Below are 20,831 nucleotides of genomic sequence, written 5' to 3' on the forward strand. Positions count from 1 at the left end.
GGCTCGTCGCCGAGCACGCAGGCCGGCTTGGTCACCAGCGCACGCGCCACCGCGCAACGCTGGCGTTCGCCACCCGACAACTCCGCCGGCTTGTGCGCGAGACGCTTGCCCAGGCCTACGCGCTCAAGCAACGCCGTCGACTCCTTTTGTGCCTGTGCGATCGACACCCCACGGATCAGCAAGGGCATACACACGTTTTCCAGTGCGGTGAATTCTGGCAACAGATGATGGAACTGGTAAATGAAACCAAGCGAGCGATTGCGTACACGGCCCCGCTCGGCATCGGAAAGCCGGGAAAGGGCGCGCCCCTCTACCTCTACCTCGCCGGCACTGGATGAGTCCAACCCACCTATGATGTGCAGCAGCGTGCTCTTGCCCGAGCCCGACGCGCCGACGATCGATATCGTTTGACCTCGTCGCAGCTCGAAACTTACATCGCTCAGTACCTGGGTATTCAAGCCACCTTCTTCGTAGGTCTTGGCGATGTGGCTGGCACGCAAGACCACGGTGGAGGACACGGAAGTATTCATGGCATCACTCATAGCGCAGCGCTTGCGCCGGCTGCGTGCGCGAGGCGCGCCACGCGGGATAAAGGGTGGCAAGCAAGGCGAACGCGAAGGTGATCACGGTCACCCAGCCCACATCAGCGGCTTGCAACTGGCTGGGCACTTCGCTGATGTAATAGACATCCGGGGAGAGGAACGTCACGCCGAAGGTGTGTTCGATCCACTTGACGATCACCGGCAGGCGCCAGGACAGCAACGAGCCCAGGCCCACGCCGACGCCGATACCGACGAAGCCGACCAGTACGCCCTGGACCATGAAGGTGCCCATGATGCTCATGGGCGTTGCCCCCAGGGTACGCAGGATCGCGATATCGGCCTGCTTGTCCGTCACCAGCATCATGAGCATCGAGATCAGGTTGATCACCGCGACGAGGATGATCAGCGACAGGATGATGAACATCACCTTTTTCTCCATCGAGATGGCGGAGAAAAAGTTGGCGTGGCTGTCCATCCAGGTATCCACGCGGTAACTCTGGCCCAACGAATCAGCCAACTCGCGCGCTACAGGGCGAGCACTGAAAAGATCATCCAGCTTCAGGCGGATCCCGGTCGGGCCGATCTGGTCATTGATGCGCTCGGCGTCCGTCATGTTCACCAGGGCCAGACCGGAATCGAATTCCTGCATGCCCAACTCGAAGATGCCACTGATCTTGAACGCGCGGGTGCGCGGCACGGTGCCCATTGGCGTGCCGCGGAATTCAGGCACCACCATGGTTACGGTATCGCCCGTATTGACACCCAGCTCCATCGCCAGTTCCTTGCCAAGCACAATGTTCCAGCTCTTGGGCGTCAAGGTCTGCAGCGAACCTTCTACCATGTGCTTGTCGATGTCGGAGACCTTTGGCTCCTGGTCTGGCTCGATACCGCGCACGATCGCACCGCTCGAACGGCGGCCCAGTAACATGGCCTGGGCCTCCACATACGGCGCGGCACCCTTGACGTGGCTGTTGGCCTCGGCCACCTGCACGGCTTTCTGCCAATCCTGCACGGGCTGGCCAGGCAAGCCAGAGACAGTTGCGTGGGAAATGGCACCCAGGATGCGCGAACGCAGCTCACTATCGAAGCCATTCATGACTGATAGAACGGTAATCAACGCGGTGACGCTGATCGCAATGCAGATAATGGAAACGGCCGAAATAAACGAGATGAACTGGTTGCGCCGTTTGGCCCGGGTGTAGCGCAGGCCGATGAAAAGCTCGAGCGGTCGGAACATGAAGGCTTCGCTTGAAAGGAGTCGTCCGGCCTGGCCGGTGGCCAGACATTATCGGTCATACGACCGCATCGCGTCGGGTAAAGTGCCCGATTCACCTCAAACCGGCAAGAAAGTCAGGCGTCGGCTCGTAAACCATGGGGAGGAAGGCGCCCCAGCCGCATCCGCAATTGACGCCGGATACTCTCCTGGGCGTTGTCTGGCGCCAGCCATAGGGTCAGTGGCCCGTGGCGCCCAGCCAGCACCAGATTGAGGATGATCTGGCCGCCCTGCACGCGGAAATGCCGCAGTGTCGCAGTCAGTTCCCGGCCATCCTTCATGCGCAGCAGCCACGCATCGTCAGAAGTCCATTGCACCTGCCTGACCTGACGATCAGCCGATCGCAACACGCTCGTCGCCTGGGCCACCAGGGCCATCGCGATCACGAGTAGCCGTATGGGCCAGGACAGATGGCTGATGCTCATCGCCACAACGACCAAGCAGCTGCCGCTCATCGCCAGGCCCAGGGGCACCCGCGAGGGGCGATAGTCAAAGCGAATGCCGGGTGCGGATGTCATCAATGATGCGCTTCCAGTCTGTCCGTTCAGGCCGGGCGTGGCCCATGACCCAGTCCCACAGGTCGGGGTCCTGGACATCAAGCAGTTCATCGAATGCCTGACGAGTGGCCTCATCGGCCAAGGGATAATTCAGCTCCAGCCAGCCACCGAACAGGGCGTCGAGTTCGCGAGTACCGCGACGTGTGCGCCAACGCAGGCGCTTGATGCGTGCTTCGTCCATGGCGCTCCGGATGCAGTTGGCAGGCTGGCTAGAAACAAACGGCTCGACATGACCGGGCCGCAACATGCGGGAAAACCGGCCGACGGGTAAACCTCACCCGCCGACCGATGCGTCAGGCAGCGCGACGCTCGACGATCAGCTTCTTGATCTCGGCGATGGCCTTGGCCGGGTTCAGCCCCTTCGGGCACGTACGCGCACAATTCATGATCGTGTGGCAACGGTACAACTTGAAAGGATCTTCCAGATCGTCCAGGCGCGCACCGGTGTCTTCGTCGCGCGAATCGACGATCCAGCGATAGGCCTGCAGCAGGATCGCCGGGCCCAGATACTTGTCGCCGTTCCACCAATAGCTCGGGCAACTGGTCGAGCAGCAGGCGCAAAGGATGCACTCGTACAGGCCATCGAGCTTCTTGCGATCCTCCGGCGATTGCAGGCGCTCCTTATCGGCTGGCGCGGGACTTTGCGTGCGCAGCCACGGCTTGATCGAGGCGAACTGCGCGTAGAAATGCGTCAGGTCCGGCACCAGGTCCTTCACCACCGGCATGTGCGGCAATGGATAGATTTTCACGTCGCCCGAGCCGCAATCCTCGATGGCACGGGTGCAGGCCAGTGTATTGGTGCCGTCGATATTCATCGCACACGAACCGCAGATGCCCTCGCGGCATGAACGCCGTAAGGTCAACGTCGGATCGATCTCGTTCTTAATCTTCAGCAGTGCATCCAGAACCATCGGCCCGCAGGCCGCCAGATCCACTTCATAGGTATCGATGCGCGGATTCTTACCGTCATCGGGCGTCCAGCGATAAATACGGAAGGTACGCGGCTTCTTGGCATCTTTCGCCGGGATGTGCTTGCCTTGCTGGATCTTGGAATTTTTGGGTAGCGTGAACTCAGCCACGGTTGCCTCGCTTTGATTTTTTTGCCTTGACAGTCCACCAGGGCGGACGCCTCACAGCATGGTCGAAGAAACGCGTCAGTAGACGCGCTTCTTCGGCGGTACGACTTCCACGTCGCCGGTCATGGTGTACATGTGCACCGGACGGAAATCGAACGCCGCCTTGCCCTGTTCATCCACCGACACCAGCGTGTGCTTCTGCCACTCGTGATCATCGCGATCCGGGAAATCCTCGCGCGCGTGTGCACCACGGCTCTCTGGACGCTGCTCGGCCGAGTACATGGTCGCCACGGCCTGGCCCAACAGGTTGGACAACTCAAGCGTTTCGATAAGATCGGAGTTCCACACCAGCGAACGATCGCTGACACCAACGTCCTTGAAAGACTCGTACACCCTGGAAATCTTTTCGCAACCCTCCTTGAGCGATTCACCCGTGCGGAACACGGCCGCGTCGGACTGCATGGTGCGCTGCATTTCGGCACGGATCTTCGCGGTCGGCAGGCTGCCTTTGGCATGACGCAGGCCATCGAAGCGACCCAGCGCCTTGTCCAGCACACTGGCCGGCAGGTCCTTGTGCGGTGCGCCTGGCTTGACGATCTCAGCGCAGCGATGGGCCACCGCGCGACCGAACACCACCAGGTCCAGCAGGGAGTTCGAGCCCAGGCGGTTGGCGCCATGTACGGAAACACAGGCCGCCTCACCGATGGCGAACAGGCCCGGTACCACCGCATCGACATCATCGCCGCGCTTCTGCACCACTTCGCCGTGATAGTTGGTCGGAATACCGCCCATGTTGTAGTGAACGGTAGGAATGACCGGGATCGGCTCCTTGGTCACGTCTACGCCAGCGAAGATACGTGCTGATTCGGCGATACCCGGCAGGCGCTCGTGGATCACTTCCGAACCCAGGTGCATCAGGTTGATGTGGATATGATCCTTGTGTTCGCCGACGCCGCGGCCCTCACGAATTTCCATCGTCATGGCGCGGCTGACTACGTCGCGCGAGGCCAGGTCCTTCGCATTCGGGGCGTAGCGCTCCATGAAGCGCTCGCCATTGGAGTTGGTCAGGTAACCGCCTTCGCCACGCACACCTTCGGTGATCAGGCAGCCTGAACCGTAGATGCCGGTCGGATGGAACTGCACGAACTCCATATCCTGCAACGCCAAACCGGCACGCAGCACCATGCCGCCACCATCGCCCGTGCAAGTGTGCGCGGAGGTGGCGCTGAAATAGGCGCGGCCGTAACCACCGGTCGCCAGCACCACCGCGTGGCCACGGAAGAAGTGCAAGGTACCCTCGTTCATATCCAGCGCGAGCACGCCGCGGCACACGCCCTCTTCGTCGAAGATCAGGTCGATGGCGAAGTATTCGATGAAGAACGTGGCGTCATGCGCCAATGCCTGCTGGTACAGCGTATGCAAGATGGCGTGACCGGTACGGTCAGCGGCCGCGCAGGTGCGCTGCGCGGTGCCCTTGCCGTAATGCGTGGTCATGCCGCCGAACGGACGCTGGTAGATCTTGCCCTCCTCAGTACGCGAGAACGGCACACCGTAGTGCTCCAACTCGATGATCGAGGGAATGGCCTCACGGCACATATACTCGATGGCATCCTGGTCGCCCAGCCAGTCCGAGCCCTTGATGGTGTCGTAGAAATGGAAGCGCCAGTCGTCCTCGCCCATGTTGCCGAGCGCGGCGGAGATGCCGCCCTGCGCGGCCACGGTATGCGAGCGCGTCGGAAACACCTTGGTGATGCATGCGGCTTTCAGGCCCTTCTCGGCCAAGCCAAACGTGGCGCGCAGACCCGCACCACCAGCACCCACCACGATGACATCGTACTTATGTTGTTGAACCTTGTAGCTTTCCATCTGGCTTATGCCCCCAGAGCGATGCGCAGCACAGCCAGCACGCCAGCAAGCGCGCACAACACTGCGAGGAATTTGATAACGGCGATGGAGGTCACTTCCTTCCAGCGCGTATGAACGTAGTCTTCAATGACGACCTGTAAGCCCAGTACCGCATGCCAGAATGCGGTGATGATGAAGGCGATCAGCAGGACGGCGTTCCACGGCTTGGCGACCGATGCGCGAGCAGTGGCGTAATCGGCGTGCGACAAGCCCAGCACCGTGGCAACCAGCCACAGCAGCAACACCACCAGGGCGGCAGCGGTCAGGCGCTGCGTCCACCAGTGGCCGACACCCGACTGAGAGGAGCCCAGGCCGCGGGCACGCTTTAGCGGATTGCGGAAATCCTTGCTCATGCGGCACCTCCAACGGTCAGCGCATACGCCCACACGGCGGCGGTCAACACGACGCTGAGGATGATCGCGCTCCAGCTCGAACGCACGAACTGGGCGATCTGATAGCCCATGCCGGCATCCTGCAGTAGATGGCGGATGCCATTGCACAGATGGTAGAACAAGGCCCAGGTCCAGCCGACCAACAGCACCAGGCCGAGGGGGCTGCCCATGCAGGTCTTGAACTGAGTGAACGCCGCCTCGCCACTGGCCAGGGACAGCAGGGCCCATAGCACCACCAGGGTACCCACGGCCAGGGCAATGCCCGTGGCGCGATGCACGATGGAGGACACCATCTGCACTTGCCACTTATATATCTGTAGATGGGGAGAGAGCGGTCGTTGGGTATTTGCCATGGCGGCTATCCTGTCTTGGAATCGCTGATGCCCATCCCGCCCAACCCCTGTACCTGTCCCGCGCCGGCCCTTCAGCCGGTGCTGGTGGGTCAGAAGTCGATACAGCGCCCGTTTTTTTCCCAATCGCCGTAGCGGGTGGGGTCGGGAGCCGGCCGCTCCACCGGCGCCTTGTCCGCAGCCGGCGTGACAGGCACGGCGGCAGGCTCCGTCGGAACGGAGGCGGGCTTGGATTCGGTTTGAGAGGACGTATTGGACATGGTTTTATAAAGCCGCGGAAGCGTAATACTTGCGGCAATACAGCACAACCTTGACGGCTGCCGCCAAGAGTGCAAGGCACTCCCAGCCCAGGCCTCCTTGAGTCCGGTTGCCCCGCCCCCATGTTCCATGCCTTATGACGCTCCACTACCCGGCCGAAACCCTTTCGATCGAAGGCCCCGACGCGATCGCCTTTGCCCAGGCCCAGCTCAGTAGCCAGGTCGCAGCGATACCCGTGGGTCAATGGCGATTCAGCGCGTGGCTGGATGCCAAGGGACGCGTCATGGCGTTGTTTCATGCCATTCGCATCGCCGACGACCATCTACTGCTGCTATTACGCGGCGGTCGCGCACAGGATGTCGCCGACGCATTGAGGCGATATGTATTCCGATCGAAGATCACGCTTCGGCCGCATGCCGTGCGCGCACTCTCAACCGGCGCGACGATGCCGCTACATCATGTCGAACATGACACCACGCACATCGTGCTCGGTTGCCAGACGCATAGCCTGATCATCGGTGATGATTGCGACGATGCGTGGCGATTGCCGCAAGTGCACATGGGTTGGCCGTGGCTCCCTGATGCGGTACTGGGTCAATGCCTGCCACCACAAATTTCACTGCATCATCTGCGTGCGGTCGCCGTGGACAAAGGCTGTTATCCGGGCCAGGAGATAGTTGCGCGGTTGCACTTTCGCGGCGGCAACAAGCGACATATGCACACCGTCGTATTGTCGCGGCAAGTTGACGCAGGCAGTGTGCTGAGCCTAGATGAGCGCGAAGTGTTTCGTCTGCTCGATGTCGCGCGCGATAAAACGCGTTACATCGCACTTGCTGTTGCCAGCGATGAAGCGCTTGAGGGCTTGCATGACAACACCTTGGAGCTCAAAGAAGAAGCGTTGCACATTACATTTGCAGAGCGCTGGCCTGATTGAAGATGCGAGAGGTCCATGTGGCTGGCGCAAGAAGATGAATGTGAGCGTCATGTGAATTTGATAGTTACGGCACTTGCCAGTTCAGCAATCGACCTTTAGTCTCCGCCGGTCATATCCATGGACACCTCTTGCCAGGGGTCCAAAGTACGCGACGAACCGGAAGGGTCCGGATCGGCGCGACCCGGCTGAAGACGCCGGAGTAAACAACCGCCATCGGCGGATCAGCTGTCGCAGTCCTGGGGCGCCGAAGGCGCCAAGGACTTGCTGTATCAGCACGAATACCTGAGTGGCCCCCGGACAGCCGCTCAAGTGCGCCGCAATCCCGCGGCAAAGCGTTCAGCCACAAGTTTCGGCGCGAACGACTCATCCAGGTGGAACGGCCTGCCCGCCCGTCCACCGCAACGGCGTTCGAAGTTGCTTTCCCGGACTTCGCACGTACAGCACGTTGGAGGCAGAGAATGAAACTTTCCATGTTGTTGTGGCTGGCGTCCGTGCTACCACAACCCCTCGCCGACCAGACCTGCCTGGCGACGACGGTATACCTCGAAGCCCGCAGCGAGCCGACGAACGGGCAGTTCGCCGTCGCTGAAGTGGCGCTGCGCCGACGCGAGCGCGGGCTATGGGGTAGTACCGTATGTCAGGTGGTCAATGCGCCGCACCAATTTGCGACGACGACGGCACCAGCGTCTTTCGACGTCTCCAATCTCGATGCCTTCAACAAGGCGTGGAAGATCGCAGGCGAATCGATCGACAACTGGTCGTTGCCGCTCGCGGAGCGCCGCCTTCTGGTTCCCCACGCCGATCATTTCGCTACGGCCGCAATCATCCCTCTCTGGTCACGCAACAACAGCAGCAATGCCGTGCGAACCATTGGCGACCATACGTTCTATCGCGTGAACTAATCACAAGGACTTCCCCGCAACAAAAAGGCCCTCTCACGAGGGCCTTTTTTCTTCGATCTTTTCATATAGACGTCTATACGTCCATATGATCATCTCGGATACACGTGATCATTGCGGATCTCGACATAGTCACCCGGACGCATGCCTGGATCCTCGCGCTGCGTCACCGTTGCATAGCGACCATCATCGAGCTGGATACCGATCTGAAAGGCAACATCACTGCCATCGCTGCGCTTGCCAATCTGGTTGCCTGCTACACCACCGGCAACCGCACCGACCACGGTAGCTGCCTTGCGGCCGTCACCCTTGCCGATGGTATTACCCAGTACACCGCCCGCAACGGCACCAATGACCGCACCCAGGGTCCCGCCATTGCCACCGCCGGTATTTACCTGGCGAATTTCTCGCACCACACCACACTGGCAAGCGTAGCGGTCCTGCTGGACATAGCGCGGCGGCGGACGATCCTGATAGCGCGGCCGCGTGTCATACGGTTCACATCCGACCAGGCTAATGCTGGCCACCAGCAATGCTACTCCGACCCAAGGTTTGCTTGAACCGATCATGTCGCTCTCTCCTCACCGAGCATCCGAAACGGACACCACTCCTTCCTGTACTTCCACACGATCGCCCGGATCGTGATCCATGCGCACGCTGCGCGTTACACCTTTGTATTCGTAGCGCACGTCATAGGCCACGATCTTGTTCGGATCGCCCTGTACCGTGGAACAACGCTGCTCAACCTGCTGAGTGACTTGACCATGCTGGTGCGTCTGCTCGATGCGCTTGCCCGCATAGCCGCCACCCACAGCACCAGCCACGGTGGCCAGCGTGCGCCCCTTGCCGCTACCAACCTGATTGCCCAGCAAGCCGCCAGCAACCGCACCAATAGCCATACCGGCTATCTGGTGCTGATCCTTCGGCGGCGCCGTGTGAGTGACCACTTCATCGTGGCATTCGCGTCGAGGCGTGGTATCGCGCACCGGATCGACACTGACGACCCTGCCATACCGGACACCGGTATCTGCCGAGGCGCTAGCCGCAGTGCCGGGATCGGCATTGGCGTCGCGATCGCAGGCAGACAGGCTCAGCACAAGTGCAATCGTAGCCCCCATACTGAGTACATTGACTATCGACCTGTTCATGGAGAATCTCCTTAATTTGCTATCTAAGCGGCCGCACCGACGCCAAGCGCCCCCAAATGCGGACTGGCGGCGGCATTCTTACCTTTCGTCAACTGAATCGGCGTTAGACCGTAACCGCATGAAACATTAACGACGCCATCGCGTTGAGAGAACGTGATATGAATCCGCTATTTCCATTTGAACGATTGCCAAACGAAGACCTTCATGCATGTGCTGATCGATACCCACGTCCATCTTGATGACGATAGCTTCGCCGCCGATCGCGATGAGGTAATCGACAACGCACGTGTAGCCGGCGTCAAGGCACAGGTGATTCCCGCCGTGGATGCCCATAGCTGGTCAGCTATCAGCAAGCTTTGCATCGCACATGAGCAGCTCTACCCTGCGTATGGATTACATCCGATGTTTCTGGAAAGACATCGCCCAGAACATCTTGATGACCTGGAACGATGGCTGGCACGCGAGAACCCCATTGCCGTAGGCGAGATCGGCCTGGATTTCTTTGTCCAAGACTTGCCGGCGCACGACCAACGCCACTACTTTCATAGACAACTGGACATGGCGCGCGAAGCCGGCCTGCCAGTCATCGTGCACGCCCGCAAGGCCTTGGAAGAGGTGACGCTCGCCCTGCGCCGCGCCGGCAACCTGCGCGGCGTGGTGCATAGTTTTTCCGGTAGCGCCGAACAGGCCCGCCAGTTGTTCGACCTGGGCTTCCATATCGGCATCGGCGGCCCTGTGACGTATGAGCGCGCCCAGCGTTTACGTCGCGTCGTGGCGCAGATGCCGATCGAGCACCTGCTACTGGAAACCGACTCCCCCGACCAACCCCTGTCCACGCATCGCGGCGAGCGCAACGAGCCGTGCTATCTGCCCGAGATCCTGCAAACGATCGCCACGTTACGCGACGAGAGCATGGATGCCATTGCCAGGGCAACCACGGCCAATGCATGCCGCCTGTTTGGCTTTGATGTTGATTGACATCTGATGCGGAGGCCAGAGGCGGGCCTGGGAGCACGAGCCCGGCAGCACGCAAATCCGCGCCAGATATCAAGCACACCATCGACACAGGGACGAACACGACAACCTCGTGGCTGCCCCCTCCACCCAGCGGCCGTCTCCAGGTCCGGCACTTGCCGTGTACTGAAACCATTGTTATCGTTTTATTTCACTGGTGAACTATGAACCAATGAAATGACCAAGCTGAACCCGTGCATCCTGCGCCTCGACGAAAGCATCGCTCATATGCAGGATTCGCTTCCGCAGTTGCCTGCATGCGAGGCGGCCATCGCCCGACTGCTCAAACTCGTGGGCGTGCGCATGGATGAAGAGCTTTGCCGCAAGCTCAAGCCGCACAAACTCAATGACAGCGAATTCCTGGTACTGACCGTGTTGTATGGTCATCCCGAAGGCAGCTCGACGCCGGGCGTGCTTTGCGAATTGACATCGCAAGGTGCGACCAACATGACGCGTATCGCCAATGCGCTGGTCAAGCGCGGTTTGATCACGCGCCATCACAGCAAGGAAGATCGTCGCAGTATCACAATCCGTATCACCGCGACGGGACGACAGTTCGTGCGCAAGATGCTCCCACCGATGTTTCCTCAATTGGAAGAACTGTTCGTGGGTTTCAGCCGTACCGAAAAGCAAACGTTCAATCGCCTGCTGCGCAAGCTGGCGATCAACCTCGATCATTTGGACGTGGACGATTGATATGAAACCTGCCCCCAAAGTCCTGCCCTTGCGTGGCTGGCTGCTCGCCACCGCGCTGACGACGGCGCTGGCTGGCTGCACGATCCCCGCCAAGGTCGAACACCCGGCCCTACGCGATGACGTACCCCTGGCAGGCCTCGACGTCCCGGCGCATGCCGGCTGGCCAGACACCCAATGGTGGAAGGTCTACGACGATCCGCAACTGGACCAGCTCATCAGCCTGGCGATGAAGCAATCGCCGGATCTCGCCCAGGCCCATTCGCGCGTCAAGAATGCCGAGCAGAACGTGCGCGTGGCGGCGGCCCAGGCTGGCCTGACGATCAATGGCAGCGCCCAGGTCACTCGCCAGCGCCTCAGCGAACACGGCATGATTCCTCCTCAGTTTCTAGGCTTCACCTGGTACAACCAGGCTGACCTGGGCGTACAGTTCCAGTACGACTTCGACTGGTGGGGCAAGAAGCGTGCAGCCATCGAGGCCGCGCTGGACCAGGCGCATGCGGCCGAAGCCCAGCGCAGCGCCGCGGCGTTGACGATCCAGAATGCCGTTGCCGATACGTACTTTGGCTGGCTGGCAGATCGCGCCCGACTGCAACTGGCCGACCAGGCCATCGCCACGCAGGAAAAGCTCCTGCACATCGCCCGGCTGCGCGTGCGCCAGGGAGTGGATCTTGCCGATACCGTGGAGCAATCGCAGAGCCAATTGTCGGCGACCCGGCAGATGCGCGTAGCACTGGACGGATCGAGCAAGGTCCGCCTCGCTGCCCTGGCCGCGCTGCTAGGCGTATCTACCTCGGACATGCCAACGCTGACAGCGCATCCGCTGCCGGACATCAAGAGCGGCCTGCCCGATAATGCGCGGCTGGATCTGGTCGCTCGCCGTCCAGACATTGCAGCCAGTCGCTGGCAGGTCGAATCGGCCTTGCGCCAGACCGATGCAGCGCGTGCGCAATTCTACCCCGACGTAAGCATCAGCGCCCTGGTCGGCTTGTCCAGCACCAACCAGGGCGGTCCGAATATCCCGGGCCTGGCCAGCGGCGGTAGCGGCGACCTGGGGAACATCTTCTCGCGTGGCAGCCGCGTATTCGGTCTGACACCGGCCGTGCACTTGCCGATCTTCGAAGGCGGGCGTTTGCAGGCAGCTTATGGTGTGAGCCGCGCCGAGCTCGATGCAGCGATCGCCCAGTACAACAGCACCGTGAACGACGCCGCTCGCGACGTCGCCACCCAGGCACTGGGCGCCGACCAACTCGCCGCACGCCGCGCCGAACAGCGAAAGCAGCTCGAAGCCAACCAGCGACTGGTCTTCACCGCGCAGGCACGCTCCCGCCAGGGCGTGCGTGACGCACGCGAGTCACTGGCAGCCACCGCGCAGTTGCTGCAACAGCAGGACGACGCCATCAGCCTGCACGCCCAGGCGCTGTCCACCGACCTGAACCTGATCAAGGCGCTGGGCGGCGGCTATCGCCAGGACCCGGCAGCCTCTTCCTCCACGCCATCCCATTTTTCCGGAGACGCCCCATGAGCGCCACTGACGACAATGCCAAGCCGAAGGACGATAACGACAGCGGCATGGCCGCGAAGGATCCTGGCAAGCGCCGCCGTGCACTGCTGATCGTCGCGCTGGTCTTCATCCTTGCCGCCGCGACCTGGGTGGTGCTTTGGCTCTTGGTATTTTCAAAACGCGAAACCACCGATGACGCCTATGTGGGCGGCAATCAGGTGGCGATTTCCACACAGGTGCCAGGGACGGTCGTGGCCATCTACGCCGACGATACCCAGCGTGTCGAAGCCGGCCAGGTCCTGGTCAAGCTCGACACCACCGATGCCGACGTACGCTTGCGCCAGGCCCGCAGCCAGTTGGCGCAGGCCGTACGCCAGGTGCGCCAGCAGACCGATTCGGCCACCAGCGCCGACGCGCAGGTCAACGCCGCGCAGATCAATCTCAAGAAATCCGAGGCGGACCTCAAGCGTCGGCTGCCACTGGTCGCCGAACAGGCCGAGGCACCGGAGACTATTCAGCACCTGCGCGACGCCGTCGATCAGGCACGCGCCTCGTTGGCGACTGCCCAGGCCCAGGCCTCGGCCGCGCACGCGTCCATTGAAGGCACACAAGTGCATGACAATCCCGCCGTGGAGCAGGCTCGCGCCAACTTCCGCGCCGCCTGGGTCGCTTCGCAGCGCAACGAGATTTTTGCGCCCGTCAGCGGCTACGTGGCCCAGCGTAGCGTGCAGCTTGGCAACAGCGTGCAGCCCGGGCAGCAGTTGATGACCGTCGTGCCGCTGCATGACCTATGGGTGGACGCCAACTTCAAGGAAGGCCAGCTTCGCCACATCCGCATCGGTCAGCCGGCCAAAATCACCGCCGACGTCTACGGCGGCGGCGTCGAGTACCACGGCAAGGTGGTCGGCCTGGGTGCAGGCACCGGCAGCGCTTTCTCGCTGCTGCCCGCGCAGAATGCCACCGGCAACTGGATCAAAGTGGTGCAGCGCGTACCGGTCCGCATCGCGCTGGACAACGACATGCTCGACAAGCACCCGCTGCGCGTAGGCCTGTCCACCGATGTTGATGTCGACATCACCGATGACAGTGGCGCCGTATTGGCGCAGGCCCCGTCCGACAAGCCGCTGGCGCAGACCTCGGTCTACGACCAGATGGCTGCCAAGGCCGATGCCGAGGCGGACAAGATCATCGAGGCCAATCTCGGCAAGTCCGCTGGCGACGCGGGAACCCCCTGAAGCTCCCGCCTGCCCGCCCGGTCAGCCACCTCACGCCGAAGGCCAGACATGTCCACACCACCCGACGCCGCTACCCCCGACACCCCGCCGTTGAAGCCCCTTCACGGCGGACCGCTGGTGCTGCTCACCATCGCCGTCGCGTTCAGTACCTTCATGGAAGTACTGGACATGACCATCGTCAACGTTGCCGTACCGCATATCGCCGGCAGCCTGGGCGTCAGCGCCAATGAGGGCACCTGGACGATCAGTTCCTACGCACTGGCCAGCGCCATCATGCAGCCATTGACCGGATGGTTGGCCAAGCGCTTTGGCGAAGTGAAGACCTTTGTTGCATCGGTGCTGCTGTTCGTCGTTTTTTCCATGCTTTGCGGCCTGGCCAGCAGCATGCCGATGCTGGTGATCTGCCGCTTGATGCAAGGTGCCGGTTCAGGCCCCATGGTGGCATTGTCACTGACCTTGCTACTGGCCAGCTACCCGCAGTCAAAGCAAGGCATCGCGCTGGCACTATGGGCCATGACCGTGGTGGTGGCACCGATCTTCGGTCCCATCCTGGGTGGCTGGCTGACCGACAACTTCTCGTGGCCGTGGATCTTCTACATCAACGTGCCCGTCGGCCTGCTTGCCGCTGTCATCACGTGGGCGTTGTTGCGCAAGCGCGAGACCGCCACGGCGCACACTCCCATCGACATCATCGGCTTGCTGCTGCTGGTATTTGGCGTCGGCGCGCTGCAATTCATGCTCGACAATGGCAACGACCACGACTGGTTCGCTTCGCCGATGATCACCACACTCGGTATCGTGGCGCTGGTCTGCCTGACCTTCCTGGTCGTGTGGGAAATCCATGCCAAGCACCCCGTGGTGGATTTGTCGCTGTTCAAGCGACGTAATTTCACGATCGGCGTGCTTGCGCTGTCGCTGGGCATGATGGCGTTCTTCGGCATCAACGTGGTGTTCCCCCTTTGGTTGCAGACCACTTTGGGCTATACCGCGACCTGGGCAGGCCTGGCCACCGCGCCGGTGGGCATCCTGGCGTTCCTCATGGCGCCAGTGATCGGCGCCAACATCAATCGCCTGGACCTGCGCGCCGTAGTGACAGTGGCGTTCCTGATATTTGCTGCGACCTCGCTCTGGTTCGCCAGCTTCGACAGCTCCGCATCATTCGCCACGCTGGTACTCCCACGCTTCGTGATGGGTGCTGGCATCGCCTGTTTCTTCATTCCGCTTAACCAGGTGTACTTGTCGGGCCTGCCCGGCAAGGACATCGCCAGCGCCTCGGGACTGGCCAACTTCTGCCGCACCATGGGATCGAGTATTTCCACGGCTGTGGCCGTGACGTTATGGCAGCATCGCAGCGAATATCATCACGCCACGCTCACCGAAAGCGTCAACCCGGCGTCTCCCGCCGCGGTCAGCTTCATCAACCAGTTGAACCACATGGGAGCCCCAGGCAAATCTGGCTTGGCACTGGTGGACCAGTTGGTCAATCGTGAGGCACTGACACTGGCCGTCAACGACGTCTTCTGGTTGTGCGCGATTCTATTTATTGCGCTTATTCCGCTACTTTGGTTTGCCAAACCTCCATTCGGCAGTGCCGGCGGTGCTGTAGGCCACTGAAATACCAGTTTTTGCTGCACCCTCCGGTGCAGCAAAAAATTCATGTAAGTGACTGGTGCGGCGCAATACCTTCTGTTAGGTTGTGCCGCATGGCACAAACAATTCGCATCATCAAGAAGTATCCGAACCGCCGGCTCTACGACACGGAAATCTCCAGCTACATCACGCTGGAAGAAGTCCGTCAGCTGGTTCTGGACGGTGAAACCTTCGAAGTCCGCGACGCCAAGAGCGGCGAGGATCTGACCCGCTCGGTGCTGCTGCAGATCATTTCCGAGCATGAGGAAAAAGGGCAGCCCATGCTATCGCCCCAGCTTCTCAGCCAGATCATCCGTTTCTACGGTGATTCGCTGCAAGGCTTCATGGGCCCTTACCTGGAACGCAGCTTGCAGGTCTTTCTCGACCAGCAGCAGCAGTTCCGCACCCAGCTCAACAGCCTGCTTGGACAGACCCCCTGGTCAATGCTCAACGACCTGACCGAGCGCAACATGGATGCCTGGAAATCGATGCAGCGAGGTTTCCTCGACGTCGCCACGCAGGCCAATCCCGCCAACCGCCCTGGCACTCCTGGCCCCGGTGGCAAGAAGCCCGGCTGATCGCCTCGCGCTCAGCCTTACTGCTGGCCGTTGCAGCACAACACGTGCTGCTTCGCGGCAATCCTGTGTCCTGACGACCATTTAAGCTTTCCTGTCTTGTGCAAGGCGCGCGCCTTGCACAACAGTGTCCCGACTCCTCTCACGGACTGCAGCATGGCGCAAGCTTCGCTCACCCTTATTGGCGGCGGCCTCGTCGGCGCCTTGCTGGCCCAGCAGCTCGCCCGCCGTGGCTTTCAAGTCGATGTCTTCGAGAAACGCCCTGACCCGCGCAAGGCCGGCTTTCTCGGCGGCCGGTCGATCAACCTGGCGCTGGCCGAACGTGGCCTGCAAGCCTTGCGCACCGCCGGCCTGGCCGACGAAGTCCTCACGCGTGCCGTGATGATGCGCGGGCGCATGGTGCACACGCGCGACGGGCGCTCAGGCCTGCAACGCTATGGCGTGGACGACAGCGAAGTGATCTGGTCGGTTTCACGCGGCACGCTCAACATGCTGCTACTCGATGCTGCCGAAGCGGCCGGTGTACGCCTGCATTTTGGCCAAAGCCTGGCACGGGCCGACTTCGACCAGCGCAACATCCGCTTGATCGATGAGACCGGCATCACCCGTGACGTCAGTGCCCCCGTGGTCATCGGTGCCGACGGTGCAGGTTCTGCCCTGCGCGCAGCCATGAACCTGCACACGCCGCTGGGCGAACGAGTCGAACCGCTCGGCCATGCCTACAAGGAACTGGAAATCCCTCCGGGCTCGCAGCTCAGCGCACAGTTGCTGCACGCGGCGGGCGGACACGACCAGTTTGCGCTCGAACCGCATGCCCTGCATATCTGGCCTCGCGGCGGATACATGTGCATCGCATTACCCAACACCGAGGGCAGTTTCACCGTCACGCTGTTCCTGCCCGCGCATGGCCCGCATCCGAGCTTCAGCAGCCTGCCGACGAGCGAGGCAGCTCATGCGTTCTTCGGTGAAGACTTCCCAGACCTGTTGCCGCTGATTCCGGATTTCGTCCAGGACTACTCCGCTCACCCCGTCGGCGGCCTGTCCACGCTGTACCTGGATCGCTGGCACCTGGATGGTCGGGCGCTACTGATCGGCGACGCCGCGCACGCCATCGTGCCGTTCCACGGCCAGGGCATGAACTGTGGATTCGAGGACACCGTTGTCCTGGCCGACCTGCTGGCAGCCAATCCCGGCGATACCGCTGACGTCTTCGCACTCTTCCAGGCTATCCGCCAGCCCAATGCCGATGCCATTGCCGCCATGGCGATCGAGAACTACATCGAGATGCGTGACTCGGTGGCCGATCCGGCCTATCTGGCCAAGCGCGAACTGGGTGCCCTGCTGGCCGAACGCGCGCCCGAACATTTCATGGCGCGCTACCGCATGGTGACCTTCACGCACCTGCCCTATGCCTACGCCTTCGAACGCGGTCGTGCGCAGGACCAGTTGCTCCAGCAATTGCTGCGCGGATCGACCGATGCCAGCAGTATCGACTTGACCGCCGCGGTCACGACGCTGTTGGCCACGCTGCCGCCCTTGCCCGAACTGCGGCATGGCTGACGACTTGCTCGCCGCTTACCGGGCCACCGCCTATCGGGTGCGCCTGGCGAACGGCGGCTGGGCAGCGCTGCGTATCGATCGAGCGGTTCCCGCTGCGCTTGCAAGCCTCCTGGCAGATCAGCCTTGGGGGTTCATCACGGCCTGGAATCCACATTCGCGAAAGCTTGCGCTGCACGATAACCGCGTTGCGCAAAGGCAATTGCTGCGACAACTGCGATTACTGGGCGGCATCACGCGAATACGCGCCGGGGTTGGTGTGGGCCTTGGCTGGCGTGAACCAAGCCTGCTCGTGGTGGGTATACACGTGACCGAACTGGACATGCTCGCCCGCGAGTTTCAGCAGAACGCCTATGTGCATGGACATGGCGACGGTGTGACCATGCTGCGCTGGATGTAGGCGGCAGGCTGCCGCATGGACAAGCGCGCGGACCTTTGCGGACAATCGACCGGATGACAACCGACACGCCATTGCTTGAAGCGCGCGCCCTCTCGTTCTTCCGCCAGGATGAGCCGGTTTTCGGGCCGCTGGACTTTTGCCTGCATGCGGGCGAGGTGGCGTTGGTTGAGGGTGACAACGGCAGTGGCAAGACAACGTTGCTGCGGGTGTTGGCCGGATTGCTGCACGTCGACGAGGGCGAACTGCGCTGGCGTGACGCCCCCTGGCACCGCGACGCCTGTGCCGGCGAGATCCTCTTCCTGGGGCATCAACTGGGCCTGAAGGCCGACCTCAGTGCACGCGAGAATCTTGCGGTGTCGATCGGCCTGGCGGGTGCGCGCGAAGGTGTCGATACGGCGGCGGTACTGTCCGAGGTAGGTCTGGCTGGATACGAGGACGAACCCGTCCGGCGCCTGTCGGCCGGGCAGAAGAAGCGCGCCGCGCTCGCGCGCCTGCTGGGCGTCCCGGCGACGGTCTGGCTGCTCGACGAGCCTTACGCCAATCTCGATCGCGGCGGTATCGAGCTGGTAAATCGGCTGATCGGCATGCATGCCGCACGCGGTGGCGCGGTGATGGTGACCAGCCATGGCGCGGTGAGCTTCCTCGGCGGCGAACCCAAGCGGGTGCGACTGCATGGCTGGGGTGACGGGACGCGCCACGCATGAGTGCACCCTCCCTGTCCAAGGCCTGCGGCGCCATCCTGCGCCGCGACCTCACCCTCGCCTGGCGCCGTCGCGGCGATATGGCGATGCCGGTGCTGTACGCTTTGATCGTCATTACCCTGTTTCCGTTTGCGCTGGGTCCGGAAGACACCTTGCTGCAACGCATAGCCGGCGGCGTCGTACTGGTGACGGTGCTGCTAGCCATGTTGCTGGCCCTGGACGCCATGTTCCGCAGCGACATCGAAGACGGCTCACTGGAACAACTGGTCGTTTCTCCGCAACCGCTGGCCATGCTGCTGGCCATGAAGATCCTCGCGCATTGGCTGACCACGGCCTTGCCCTTGATCATCATCTCGCCACTGCTGGGCGGCATGTTGCACCTGCCAGCCTCCGTCATCCCGGTGCTGGTGCTGGCCTTGATGCTCGCCACGCCACTGCTCAGTTTGCTGGGTGCGGTACTGGTGGCGCTGACGGCCGGCACGAGACGCTCTGGTATGCTGCTGGCCTTGATGCTGCTGCCGCTCTGCGTGCCGGTAGTGATTTTCGCCGCGGGCGCCGTTGCCGCGGCACAACAAGGGCTGCCGTGGTTTGCGCCGATCGCTTGGCTGGGTGCCGGACTCGTCCTGGCACTGGTACTTGCACCATTGGCTTGCGCCATCGCACTCCGCATTGCCTTGGATGCCTGACCCTATGGCCACATGGATCCCGCTCTGGGTGCACAAGCTCGGCTCGCCGCCGATCTTCTACCGCTTCGCCGGCCTCGTACGCCCCTGGGCCTTCGCACTCGCGTTGCTGCTTGGCACCATTGCGCTTTATGGCGGACTGGTCTCGGCACCCGCCGATTATCAACAAGGCGATGCCTTCCGCATCATCTACATCCACGTGCCCAGCGCCTGGATGAGCCTGTTCATCTACTTCGTCATGGCTGCCGCGTCGTTCGTGGCCTTGGTCTGGCGCGTCAAGCTGGCCGAGGTCATCGCAATGGAATCGGCCCCCGTGGGAGCCGCTTTCACAGCCATCACGCTTGCCACGGGCTCCCTGTGGGGTCGCCCGATGTGGGGCACGTGGTGGACCTGGGACGCACGACTGACGTCCGAACTGGTGCTGTTGTTTCTCTATCTGGGTGTGATCGGCCTGTATCACTCCTTCGAGGATCGGCGTCAAGGCGCTCGCGCCGCCGCTTTCCTGGCCATCATCGGCATCATCAACGTCCCCATCGTGCATTTCTCGGTGAACTGGTGGAACACCCTGCACCAGGGCTCGACGATCCGCATTCTCGGTCCGTCGAAGATGGCTCCCAGCATGGTGTGGCCATTGCTGACGATGATGCTGGCGACCAAGGCTTATTACGTAGCCAGCCTCATGGGCCGGGCCCGCGCCGACCTGCTCGCCATGGAAAGCGGCAAGGATTGGGTGCGCCAGATCGCACAGGAAGGAAGCTCGCCATGAACAGCTTCCTGGCCATGGGTGGTTATGCCGCTTATGTGTGGCCCGCTTATGCGGTGTTCTTCGCGGTGCTGGCAGCCGACTTCATCGCGCCCGCCCTGCGCCGTCGACGCAACCTGCAAACCCTGCGAACACGCATGACCCGGCAGGCGGCACGGCAGGATCGCGTGAACCGCATGCCTTCGACTGCGGATTAACCCGAGGTCTCCAACGAGTCATTCATGAATCCCACGCGCAAACGCAGGCTCATCATCGTACTTCTGGTCATCGCCGCAGCCACGGTCGCGGTATCGCTCATTGTGTTCGCGTTGCAGCAGAACATGAATTACCTGTTCACGCCCAGCCAGGTTCAATCGGGCGAGGCCTCCCGTTACAAGACATTCCGGCTGGGCGGCATGGTCAAGGCCGGCTCCATCCAGCGCAGCCCCGACTCCCTGAAGGTCACCTTCACCGTGGTCGATGCCGGCGGCAACATGCCCGTGGAGTACACCGGCATCCTGCCCGACCTGTTCCGCGACAATCAGTCGGTGATCGCCACGGGCCATATGGACAACGCCCGCTTCATCGCCAATGAAGTCCTGGCAAAGCACGACGAGACCTACATGCCCAAGGAGCTCAAGGACGCCATGGCCAAGGCTCACCAGGGCAAACCGGGACTCGGCTCACGAGACCCGGGAACCGGCACTGCCGAGTAACCCCATCCGCTCTCCTATCCAAGAATTACCTGGCAGCGACCATGCCCA

At 61.9% G+C, this 20,831-nt stretch carries 26 protein-coding genes; 15 read left to right on the forward strand and 11 right to left on the reverse strand.

Annotation, left to right across the window (positions count from 1 at the left end):
* The 9 genes from VF436_RS09815 to VF436_RS21655 form a co-directional block, all read right to left on the reverse strand.
* Positions 1-530: ABC transporter ATP-binding protein (locus VF436_RS09815; protein WP_330903836.1), on the reverse strand; the 530-nt coding region annotated here is incomplete at its 3' end.
* 4 nt (positions 531-534) lie between these two features.
* Entirely contained in the window at positions 535-1,779 is a 1,245-nt protein-coding gene (locus tag VF436_RS09820; protein WP_330903837.1) for a lipoprotein-releasing ABC transporter permease subunit, read from the reverse strand.
* A gap of 113 nt (positions 1,780-1,892) precedes the next feature.
* Positions 1,893-2,333 (reverse strand): hypothetical protein, encoded by a 441-nt coding sequence (locus VF436_RS09825; RefSeq protein WP_330903838.1) that lies wholly within the window; start codon positions 2,331-2,333, stop codon positions 1,893-1,895.
* The gene (locus VF436_RS09830) at positions 2,305-2,553 is read right to left on the reverse strand and encodes a succinate dehydrogenase assembly factor 2 (protein WP_330903839.1); all 249 of its coding nucleotides are present in this window, start codon (positions 2,551-2,553) and stop codon (positions 2,305-2,307) included. The genes VF436_RS09825 and VF436_RS09830 overlap by 29 nt, the downstream gene beginning before the upstream one ends.
* A 112-nt stretch (positions 2,554-2,665) precedes the next feature.
* A complete protein-coding gene (locus VF436_RS09835) occupies positions 2,666-3,451 on the reverse strand; it encodes a succinate dehydrogenase iron-sulfur subunit (protein ID WP_330903840.1) in 786 nt (261 codons plus the stop codon).
* A 75-nt stretch (positions 3,452-3,526) separates the two neighbouring features.
* The gene (sdhA, locus tag VF436_RS09840; RefSeq protein ID WP_330903841.1) at positions 3,527-5,314 is read right to left on the reverse strand and encodes a succinate dehydrogenase flavoprotein subunit; all 1,788 of its coding nucleotides are present in this window, start codon (positions 5,312-5,314) and stop codon (positions 3,527-3,529) included.
* A gap of 5 nt (positions 5,315-5,319) precedes the next feature.
* The gene (gene sdhD, locus VF436_RS09845; RefSeq protein ID WP_330903842.1) at positions 5,320-5,706 is read right to left on the reverse strand and encodes a succinate dehydrogenase, hydrophobic membrane anchor protein; all 387 of its coding nucleotides are present in this window, start codon (positions 5,704-5,706) and stop codon (positions 5,320-5,322) included.
* On the reverse strand, positions 5,703-6,098 hold the full coding sequence (gene sdhC, locus VF436_RS09850; RefSeq protein ID WP_330903843.1) for a succinate dehydrogenase, cytochrome b556 subunit: 396 nt from the start codon (positions 6,096-6,098) through the stop codon (positions 5,703-5,705). Before sdhC ends, sdhD begins: the two co-directional genes overlap by 4 nt.
* An 89-nt stretch (positions 6,099-6,187) precedes the next feature.
* Complete coding sequence (locus tag VF436_RS21655; RefSeq protein ID WP_349256706.1) at positions 6,188-6,484, reverse strand: DUF1674 domain-containing protein; 297 nt, start codon at positions 6,482-6,484, stop codon at positions 6,188-6,190.
* 5 nt (positions 6,485-6,489) lie between these two features.
* Here VF436_RS21655 and VF436_RS09855 point away from each other — a divergent pair, with 5 nt between their 5' ends.
* Positions 6,490-7,287 carry a folate-binding protein gene (locus tag VF436_RS09855; protein ID WP_330903844.1) on the forward strand — a complete coding sequence of 266 codons (798 nt, stop codon included), beginning with the start codon at positions 6,490-6,492 and terminating at the stop codon, positions 7,285-7,287.
* Positions 7,288-7,745: 458 nt separating this feature from the next.
* Entirely contained in the window at positions 7,746-8,189 is a 444-nt protein-coding gene (locus VF436_RS09860) for a cell wall hydrolase (protein ID WP_330903845.1), read from the forward strand.
* Positions 8,190-8,278: 89 nt separating this feature from the next.
* Here the strand turns inward: VF436_RS09860 and VF436_RS09865 are convergent, their stop codons facing one another.
* Together VF436_RS09865 and VF436_RS09870 are read right to left on the reverse strand one after the other, a co-directional pair.
* Entirely contained in the window at positions 8,279-8,755 is a 477-nt protein-coding gene (locus VF436_RS09865) for a glycine zipper 2TM domain-containing protein (protein ID WP_330903846.1), read from the reverse strand.
* 12 nt (positions 8,756-8,767) lie between these two features.
* Positions 8,768-9,334 carry a glycine zipper 2TM domain-containing protein gene (locus tag VF436_RS09870; RefSeq protein WP_330903847.1) on the reverse strand — a complete coding sequence of 189 codons (567 nt, stop codon included), beginning with the start codon at positions 9,332-9,334 and terminating at the stop codon, positions 8,768-8,770.
* Positions 9,335-9,538: 204 nt separating this feature from the next.
* Here VF436_RS09870 and VF436_RS09875 point away from each other — a divergent pair, with 204 nt between their 5' ends.
* The 13 genes from VF436_RS09875 (at position 9,539) to ccmE (ending at position 20,783) form a co-directional block, all read left to right on the forward strand.
* Positions 9,539-10,312 carry a TatD family hydrolase gene (locus VF436_RS09875; RefSeq protein WP_330903848.1) on the forward strand — a complete coding sequence of 258 codons (774 nt, stop codon included), beginning with the start codon at positions 9,539-9,541 and terminating at the stop codon, positions 10,310-10,312.
* A 213-nt stretch (positions 10,313-10,525) separates the two neighbouring features.
* On the forward strand, positions 10,526-11,044 hold the full coding sequence (locus tag VF436_RS09880) for a MarR family winged helix-turn-helix transcriptional regulator (protein WP_330903849.1): 519 nt from the start codon (positions 10,526-10,528) through the stop codon (positions 11,042-11,044).
* Between the two features lies 1 nt (position 11,045).
* Positions 11,046-12,566 carry an efflux transporter outer membrane subunit gene (locus tag VF436_RS09885; protein ID WP_330903850.1) on the forward strand — a complete coding sequence of 507 codons (1,521 nt, stop codon included), beginning with the start codon at positions 11,046-11,048 and terminating at the stop codon, positions 12,564-12,566.
* Positions 12,563-13,780: an efflux RND transporter periplasmic adaptor subunit gene (locus VF436_RS09890; RefSeq protein WP_330903851.1), complete on the forward strand. Its 1,218-nt coding sequence runs from the start codon at positions 12,563-12,565 to the stop codon at positions 13,778-13,780. Before VF436_RS09885 ends, VF436_RS09890 begins: the two co-directional genes overlap by 4 nt.
* 48 nt (positions 13,781-13,828) lie before the next feature.
* Complete coding sequence (locus tag VF436_RS09895; protein ID WP_330903852.1) at positions 13,829-15,394, forward strand: DHA2 family efflux MFS transporter permease subunit; 1,566 nt, start codon at positions 13,829-13,831, stop codon at positions 15,392-15,394.
* An 89-nt stretch (positions 15,395-15,483) separates the two neighbouring features.
* Positions 15,484-15,987, forward strand: coding sequence for a polyhydroxyalkanoate synthesis repressor PhaR (gene phaR, locus VF436_RS09900; RefSeq protein ID WP_330903853.1), 504 nt, complete (start codon positions 15,484-15,486; stop codon positions 15,985-15,987).
* A gap of 153 nt (positions 15,988-16,140) precedes the next feature.
* On the forward strand, positions 16,141-17,544 hold the full coding sequence (locus VF436_RS09905) for an NAD(P)/FAD-dependent oxidoreductase (RefSeq protein ID WP_330903854.1): 1,404 nt from the start codon (positions 16,141-16,143) through the stop codon (positions 17,542-17,544).
* A complete protein-coding gene (locus tag VF436_RS09910; protein ID WP_330903855.1) occupies positions 17,537-17,941 on the forward strand; it encodes a DUF3293 domain-containing protein in 405 nt (134 codons plus the stop codon). Before VF436_RS09905 ends, VF436_RS09910 begins: the two co-directional genes overlap by 8 nt.
* A 53-nt stretch (positions 17,942-17,994) precedes the next feature.
* Positions 17,995-18,645: a cytochrome c biogenesis heme-transporting ATPase CcmA gene (ccmA, locus tag VF436_RS09915; RefSeq protein ID WP_330903856.1), complete on the forward strand. Its 651-nt coding sequence runs from the start codon at positions 17,995-17,997 to the stop codon at positions 18,643-18,645.
* The gene (gene ccmB, locus VF436_RS09920; RefSeq protein WP_330903857.1) at positions 18,642-19,328 is read left to right on the forward strand and encodes a heme exporter protein CcmB; all 687 of its coding nucleotides are present in this window, start codon (positions 18,642-18,644) and stop codon (positions 19,326-19,328) included. Before ccmA ends, ccmB begins: the two co-directional genes overlap by 4 nt.
* Positions 19,329-19,332: 4 nt before the next feature.
* The gene (locus VF436_RS09925) at positions 19,333-20,091 is read left to right on the forward strand and encodes a heme ABC transporter permease (protein ID WP_330903858.1); all 759 of its coding nucleotides are present in this window, start codon (positions 19,333-19,335) and stop codon (positions 20,089-20,091) included.
* The gene (gene ccmD, locus VF436_RS09930) at positions 20,088-20,285 is read left to right on the forward strand and encodes a heme exporter protein CcmD (RefSeq protein WP_330903859.1); all 198 of its coding nucleotides are present in this window, start codon (positions 20,088-20,090) and stop codon (positions 20,283-20,285) included. Before VF436_RS09925 ends, ccmD begins: the two co-directional genes overlap by 4 nt.
* 24 nt (positions 20,286-20,309) lie before the next feature.
* Complete coding sequence (gene ccmE / locus VF436_RS09935; protein ID WP_330903860.1) at positions 20,310-20,783, forward strand: cytochrome c maturation protein CcmE; 474 nt, start codon at positions 20,310-20,312, stop codon at positions 20,781-20,783.
* Positions 20,784-20,831 lie beyond the last annotated feature (48 nt).

It is taken from the genome of Dyella sp., assembly GCF_036384435.1.
Classification (GTDB): Bacteria; Pseudomonadota; Gammaproteobacteria; order Xanthomonadales; family Rhodanobacteraceae; genus GSA-30.